This window comes from Flavobacterium sp., from assembly GCF_044341185.1.
Classification (GTDB): Bacteria; Bacteroidota; Bacteroidia; order Flavobacteriales; family Flavobacteriaceae; genus Flavobacterium.
Genome location: NZ_JBIISE010000055.1, coordinates 1 through 6,942 on the forward strand (window position 1 = coordinate 1; position 6,942 = coordinate 6,942).

A 6,942-nucleotide genomic window follows, 5' to 3' on the forward strand; every position below is an offset into this window, starting at 1 on the left:
ATTTATCCTTGGAGTTTTATAATATGCTTTCTTATTTAAAAATGTTCTGTTTCTTTCAAGCCAATTAACCATTTTCTCTAACCGTATTTGCTCATTTGGCAATACCTTTTCTTTAACAATATCATAAATTAAAAACTCAAGAAGTCCAATAAAATTATCTTTAGATGCATATTCATTACCCAAGAATAATACAGACTGATAAGATAATAATGGTTCAATTTTAAACACATCCATAGTCAATAATTTATAACTAAGAAATTTATTGTACAAATTATAATTAGAAGGAAGAATAAAATTTCTATTTTTTTGATTTTCAACCTCATTGAAGCCTTCTTCAATCAAAAATTTAACTAAATTATCTTCTTCAAATTTTAAAGATTTCACTGATATAATATTATTATTTGACTTGTATTTCTCTTTCATTCTATCGAGAATTTCAAATGCATCAACATCATATACGTGTCTGTATGATGTTCTAAGGTGACTATCTTCTGTCATAACTCAATATAAATTAAATTTGCTGCATTTACCTTTGTTTCGCTTAATACTTTTGCATAAATCATTGTTGTCTCAATTTTTTTATGACCGAGCATTTTAGAAACAGTATATATGTCGACACCCTTATTTAGAAGTAAAGTTGCATAGGTATGACGAAAGTTATGTAGTGTTATTTTTTTGTGGATACCTGCTCTTAATATCCATCTTTTAATCTTGTCATTATTACTATCTGAATACTTTAAACCTCCAAAAATTAGTTCATTTGGTTTTCCTTTTACCCCAAGTAGTTTAACTGCTGTTTCGCTTATTGGGTGCATAATAACGTCTAAAGTTTTCTTTTGAATGATATGTATAAAATAACCTTTTGCTGTTTGTTGAATATCAATCCATTTTAAACTCTTAATATCAGACCATCTTAACCCTGTAAGCGCAGAAAAAAGGGCTAAATTTTTTAATGCTATTGAATCACATTCTGTTTGTGCCAGAATTTGAAGTTCTTCTTGTGTTAAAAACTCTCTCTTAGTTTCTTTTTGTTTGATTCCCTTAATGTGACGTAATGGATTTTCATTTAATTGTCTTCCATCAAATGCTTCGTTGATGGCACACCGAAATTTATTGAAGTAACTTAATGCAGAGTTTTGAGATAGCCTTAAGCCTTTAACTGTGTTTAATCGGTCAGCATGTAAAAGGTATTCTTTAAATTTATTACAAAAATCTTCAGTTATATCTCCCATTACACATTTTCCGTTAGTGAAGTCATTCAAGTATTTTAATGCGCTTAACCAATTACCGTAATTACCATCACTTTCTCTACGTTTTTCGCACAAATGTTGAAAAAAAACTAAAAAGTCTCGTTTCTTGTTTTGAGAATTGAAAATTCCATCTTGCTCATTTAATATGTCTTTTTCCCTTTTATTTTTAACTCCTTCAGCAAAATTAATATTCTCTTGATTATGGCGTTTTTGTTCTGCTGTTTTTGGTTTTTCATAAATATATCTGTTTAGATATTCTCTACGTGTAAATTTTCCATTGCTTCCTTTTATTGGGGGATAAAAGTCTAAAAACAAACTTTCTCTCCCATTGGCTATTTTCTTTTTTCTTAAATGAACTCCCATTTTCTATTTTATTATGTCGTTAATTACTTGTTTTTTTATTATTACTTTTCCCCCAATATTAGAAGTAGCAATCGTCTTGTTCTTTATGTACCTATATAAACTCATTCTACTAATTCCAAGTAGTAAGCAAGTCTCTTTAATACTTAAATACTCTTTAGATTGAATTAACTGCATATTTATTCCTACTGATTTCTCATATTCAATTTTTTGAGTATTTGCTATTTTTTGAGATTTCTTTTTTTTCTTGTATGCTTTTGCTGCACATTTTTGTGAGCAGAACTTTGTAACGGTAGTTTTAGCAATAAAACCTTTATTACACTCTAAACAAATTTTGGGTATTATAATGTTGCTGCTCATTTGTATAAATTATTGTAAAAATTTGTAACATAATGTAACAGGAAGTATCGTAATAATATATTATTTATGTAAATAATTGTACCCTGAAGCATTAAGATACATCAAAGATACAATTTTTATATTATTATATACAAGTAGATATTAATAAAAATAATTTTAAGTACTATATAAAGTCTTATAATATAAGGATTTGTATAGATTAAGTCAGATTGTTTTATATTAAGTAATAGTATTATTACTTTCCGATACAGAAATTAGCAAAAATATTGCCAAGTAACTCATCGTTAGTTACTTCGCCCGTAATTTCACCAAAGAAATATAAAGCACTTCTGATGTCAATAGCCATTAAATCAGATGAAATTCCAGCATCTAAGCCCCATTTTACTTTTTGAATTTCTTCTAATGCTTTTAATAACGAATCGTAATGACGTGAGTTGGTTACAATGGTTTCGTTATTGCGTAAAGCACCAGTGTTTACAAAGGAAAGTAAGGTGTTTTTAAGTTCGTCAATGCCAACTTTCTGTTTAGCTGAAATTAAAATTTGTTTCAGGTTTAACGTTTCAAGTTGTTTCTGAATGTCTGAAATTTCATTATTTGTTAATAAATCCACTTTATTAATTAGCACCAATAAGGTTTTAAGCGGATATTTATTTTTAACTTTTTCAATTTCATTTATATATTCCGAACCTGAAACCTGAAACTTTAAACTATCAAACAAATATAAAACCACCTGTGCTTGTTCAATTTTCTCAAATGTTTTTTGAATTCCGATGTTTTCTACCACATCTTTCGTTTCTCGGATTCCAGCGGTATCAATAAATCGGAAACCAATTCCGTCAATTACCAGTTCGTCTTCTATAGTGTCTCGGGTTGTTCCAGCAATATCTGAAACTATGGCTCTTTCTTCATTTAATAAAGCATTCAATAAGGTGGATTTTCCTACGTTGGGTTCGCCTACAATGGCTATTGGAATACCATTTTTAATTACATTTCCTACAGCAAAAGAATCTAGTAATCGTTTTAGAACAAATTCTATACGTGCTAATAATTCATTGAAGGCGGTTCGGTCTGCAAACGCTACATCTTCTTCAGCAAAATCAAGCTCTAATTCAATTAGTGAGGCGAAGTTTAAAAGTTCTTCACGAAGTTTTGCAATTTCGTTACTAAATCCACCACGCATTTGTTGCATCGCGATTTGATGATTAGCTTCATTATCTGATGCGATTAAATCGGCAACAGCTTCAGCTTGAGATAAATCTAATTTTCCGTTTAAAAAGGCACGTAATGTAAATTCTCCAGCTTGCGCCATTTTTGCCCCTTTACGAAGCAGTAATTGTATGATTTGTTGTTGAATAAATACAGAACCGTGACATGAAATTTCTACTACATTTTCACCTGTGTAAGAATTTGGACCTTTAAAAATGGAAAGTAATACTTGATCGTATGTTTTTGCACCATCCATAATATGTCCTAAATGAATGGTATGTGTTTTTTGTTTTGTAATATCTTTTCCAGAAACCGAATCAAATACTTCGGCAGCTATAGTAATAGCATCATTTCCCGACAATCTAATGATAGCAATAGCTCCAGCACCAGATGGTGTAGCTAAAGCAACTATGGTTTCTTGTAAAATCATATGATACGTTTTGTTTCTTGGCAAAGATAAAATTTTAGTACTTAGTAATTAGTAATTAGTGAATAGTTTTTTTGGAGAAGTTAATTTGTTACTGGTGGCTGAGGCACTCGAAGCTACCATTGAAATTTCCGGTGGCTTTGAGTGCCTCAGCCACCGGAAGTAATAATTTCCTATGCCACCGGAAGATTTGAACATCTCAGCCACTAATAAAAAAACCACAAAAGCAAAAAGCAATTGTGGTTTTAAGTAGTAGTTATTTGGTTGTATGTTTTAGTTATTTAGCATTACTGGCATTACTAACATAGTTACCGTTTCGCCTTCGTCTAATCCATCAATAGGAGTAAGGATTCCAGCTCTGTTTGGTAATGACATTTCTAATTGAATTTCATCACTTGTTAAGTTGTTTAACATTTCGGTTAAAAAACGAGAGTTGAAACCAATTTGTAAATCGTCTCCTTGATAATCACACGTTAAACGTTCGTCTGCTTTGTTTGAATAATCAATATCTTCTGCAGAAATATTTAATTCAGTACCTGCAATTTTTAAACGAATTTGGTGCGTAGTTTTGTTAGCAAAAATAGCTACACGACGAACCGAATTTAAAAAAGTAACACGACTTAAAATTAATTTATTTGGATTTTCTTTTGGAATTACCGCTTCGTAATTTGGATATTTACCATCAATTAAACGACACGTTAAGATGTAGTTTTCAAAAGAATACGTAGCGTTTGAATCGTTATATTCTACTTTTACTTCTGAATCTGAAGTGGCTAAAATTCCTTTTAAAATATTTAAAGGTTTTTTAGGCATAATAAATTCAGCACTTTGAGATGCTTTTACATCTGCACGAGCATATTTTACTAATTTATGAGCATCTGTAGCCACAAAAATTAATCCTTCTGTAGAGAATTGAAAAAACACACCACTCATTACTGGACGTAAATCGTCGTTACCCGTTGCGAAAATAGTTTTTCCAATTGCTGTTGCTAATACTTCAGCAGGAACTATAGTTGTTGAAGGATCTTCTAATGCTACTGCTTTTGGAAATTCTTCACCAGCAGCATATGCAATTGCATATTTACCAGAATTAGAACTAATTTCAACAGTATTGTTTTCTTCAACTGTAAACGTTAAAGGTTGCTCTGGAAATGTTTTTAAAATATCTAATAATAATTTTGCTGGTATAGCAACACTTCCTTTACTGTTTGACTCAATTTCTAAACTTGCCGACATAGTAGTTTCTAAATCGGAAGCCGAAACATGTAATTGATTATTATCTAATTCAAATAAAAAATTATCAAGAATAGGTAAGGTGTTGTTACTATTAATAACGCTTCCTAAAACTTGTAATTGTTTTAATAAATACGAACTGGATACTATAAAATTCATCATTTTTAATTTTTTTTCTTTTACAAATATAATGGGTTACAATTAAATCTAAAAATATACTTATTAACAACTAATACTTATATTTTTTCTTTCTTAAATACGTAAATATAAATCCGAATATTGCTAACAAAACAATTGGTAGCGCTACTGTTAGCATTTGTGTTTGATTGTAATTATCGTGTACGCTTTGTTTATCTAATACGGGTAAGGTTACATCTTTACTTCTAATGTTAATAAGTCCGTTATCATCTAAAAGATAATTTACGCTATTTAGGATAAATTCTTTATTTCCAAAAAATTGTCCGGTGTATTTGTCGTAACCTAATTCAATTGGTGCGCCTTTATCTATTTGATTTTTTATTACGTCTCCATCAGAAATTACAATCATTTTAGTTGGAACACTTTTATTTAAAAAAGTACCATCTTTAAAAGGCAATACTCGGTTGTTGTACATAGAAGTAAATGAACCTTCTAATAAAGCCGCTACAGGAATTAACCCGCCATTGGCATAGTCTTTCGGACTGGTTTCTTCTGCAATCATTTCCAAAGAAACTACACTTGGTGTTCCAATTACTTTAGAATACGGTGAACTTTCAAGTAAAATAGTAGTTTTAGTATTGGTTTTTAATAACTCAATTGGCGAGCAAAAATTGAATTTTACGCCATCGGTATTTTTTACGATAGGATGTTTTTTAGAAGCAGGATAAATAAATGGTGCCATTTTCCAATTATAGGTTTCCATCTGACTTTCACTGCCTTCTTTTCCAGAAGCTAATTTTATGGGTGTTCCGTATTCATCTTTAATCATTTGAGGATTAATTCGGAATCCGTATTTGAAAAACATATCCGTTAAATTCAAATCGTTATTGCTAACTAAAGTTGAACCTGATTCATTATACAAATTTTCCATTTCGGCATTAGTTCCATCTACTAACCAAAGCGTTTTTCCGCCTTTCATAATAAATTGGTCTAACACTTGTTTTTCGGCTTCAGTAAATTTTTCTCTTGGTTTCGCAATAATAGCCAAGTCGTACACATTTAATGCTTTTAATGTTTCATTAGGCTGTGAGGCTACAGAATCTAAAGTTATAGGTCCTATATAATAATTATCACGAATGGTTTTTAAAAAATCGGCAATATATATATCGTCTAACTCGCCATTTCCTTTGATGACGGCAATTTTACGTTGTTTTTCTTTTGATATTTTATGAATTGCTTCGGCAAAAGCATATTCTAAATGTTGCACGGAACTTTCTACTTTTTTCTCAGTTGAAGCGCCCATTAAATTTTTCAATAATTGCACTTTTGCACCTTTATCGCCATAATTGGCTAAAGCCCACGGAAAAACTACTTCTTGAGTTTGTTTACCTTTTTCTTCAACGGTTACGTTTATAGGTGTTAATCCTTTTTCAAAGAATTTTTTCATGACTTCCACGCGTTCTTCTTCTTTTTCAATCGGATTTACAAATTGAAACGTAATATTTGAATTGTATGCAGAAAATTCTTCTAATAACTGACGCGTTTCTGTCTGTAATTTCTTAAAATCGGCAGGAAAATTACCTTCTAAAAACACATCAATAATTAAAGGAGAATCTACATCATCAATTATTTTTTTAGTGGTTTCAGAAAGTGTATATCTTTTGTCTTGCGTAACATCGAAACGTTTGTAAATATAATAACTCGCAAAGTTTAAAATAAATAAACCAATCGCTAAAAACCCTAATTTTTTTAAACTATTTTTTTGAACGTCTTTCATTACCATTTAAGCGATTTAAGTTGATAAACAGTTCCAGCTAAAAATAAAATAGTGATACTAATAAAGTAAATAATATCACGAGTATCTAACACACCACGACTCATACTTTTAAAGTGAAAATCCATTCCTAACGTTTTGATAATTCCACTGAAATTACCAAATAAATTCGCTAATCCATCAAACCCAAAATA

General features: G+C 30.3%; 6 protein-coding genes and 1 pseudogene. All 7 read right to left on the minus strand.

The window, feature by feature from the left end; translation table 11 throughout:
* A partial coding sequence (locus tag ACIQZ1_RS09245) for a hypothetical protein (RefSeq protein WP_396160719.1) occupies window positions 1-498 on the minus strand: 498 nt, incomplete at its 3' end.
* A complete protein-coding gene (locus tag ACIQZ1_RS09250) occupies window positions 495-1,613 on the minus strand; it encodes a site-specific integrase (RefSeq protein ID WP_353076527.1) in 1,119 nt (372 codons plus the stop codon). The genes ACIQZ1_RS09245 and ACIQZ1_RS09250, both read right to left, overlap by 4 nt.
* Before the next feature lie 3 nt (window positions 1,614-1,616).
* Complete coding sequence (locus ACIQZ1_RS09255; RefSeq protein WP_353076528.1) at window positions 1,617-1,970, minus strand: helix-turn-helix domain-containing protein; 354 nt, start codon at window positions 1,968-1,970, stop codon at window positions 1,617-1,619.
* A gap of 235 nt (window positions 1,971-2,205) precedes the next feature.
* Window positions 2,206-3,606 (minus strand): tRNA uridine-5-carboxymethylaminomethyl(34) synthesis GTPase MnmE, encoded by a 1,401-nt coding sequence (mnmE, locus tag ACIQZ1_RS09260; protein WP_396160723.1) that lies wholly within the window; start codon window positions 3,604-3,606, stop codon window positions 2,206-2,208.
* 270 nt (window positions 3,607-3,876) lie between these two features.
* Window positions 3,877-4,995, minus strand: a complete 1,119-nt coding sequence (gene dnaN, locus ACIQZ1_RS09265) for a DNA polymerase III subunit beta (RefSeq protein ID WP_396160725.1) — start codon at window positions 4,993-4,995, stop codon at window positions 3,877-3,879.
* A gap of 70 nt (window positions 4,996-5,065) precedes the next feature.
* Window positions 5,066-6,751 carry a gliding motility-associated ABC transporter substrate-binding protein GldG gene (gene gldG / locus ACIQZ1_RS09270; RefSeq protein WP_396160721.1) on the minus strand — a complete coding sequence of 562 codons (1,686 nt, stop codon included), beginning with the start codon at window positions 6,749-6,751 and terminating at the stop codon, window positions 5,066-5,068.
* A pseudogene (locus tag ACIQZ1_RS09275) lies at window positions 6,751-6,942 on the minus strand (gliding motility-associated ABC transporter permease subunit GldF); the annotation flags it as partial. The gene gldG and the pseudogene ACIQZ1_RS09275, both read right to left, overlap by 1 nt.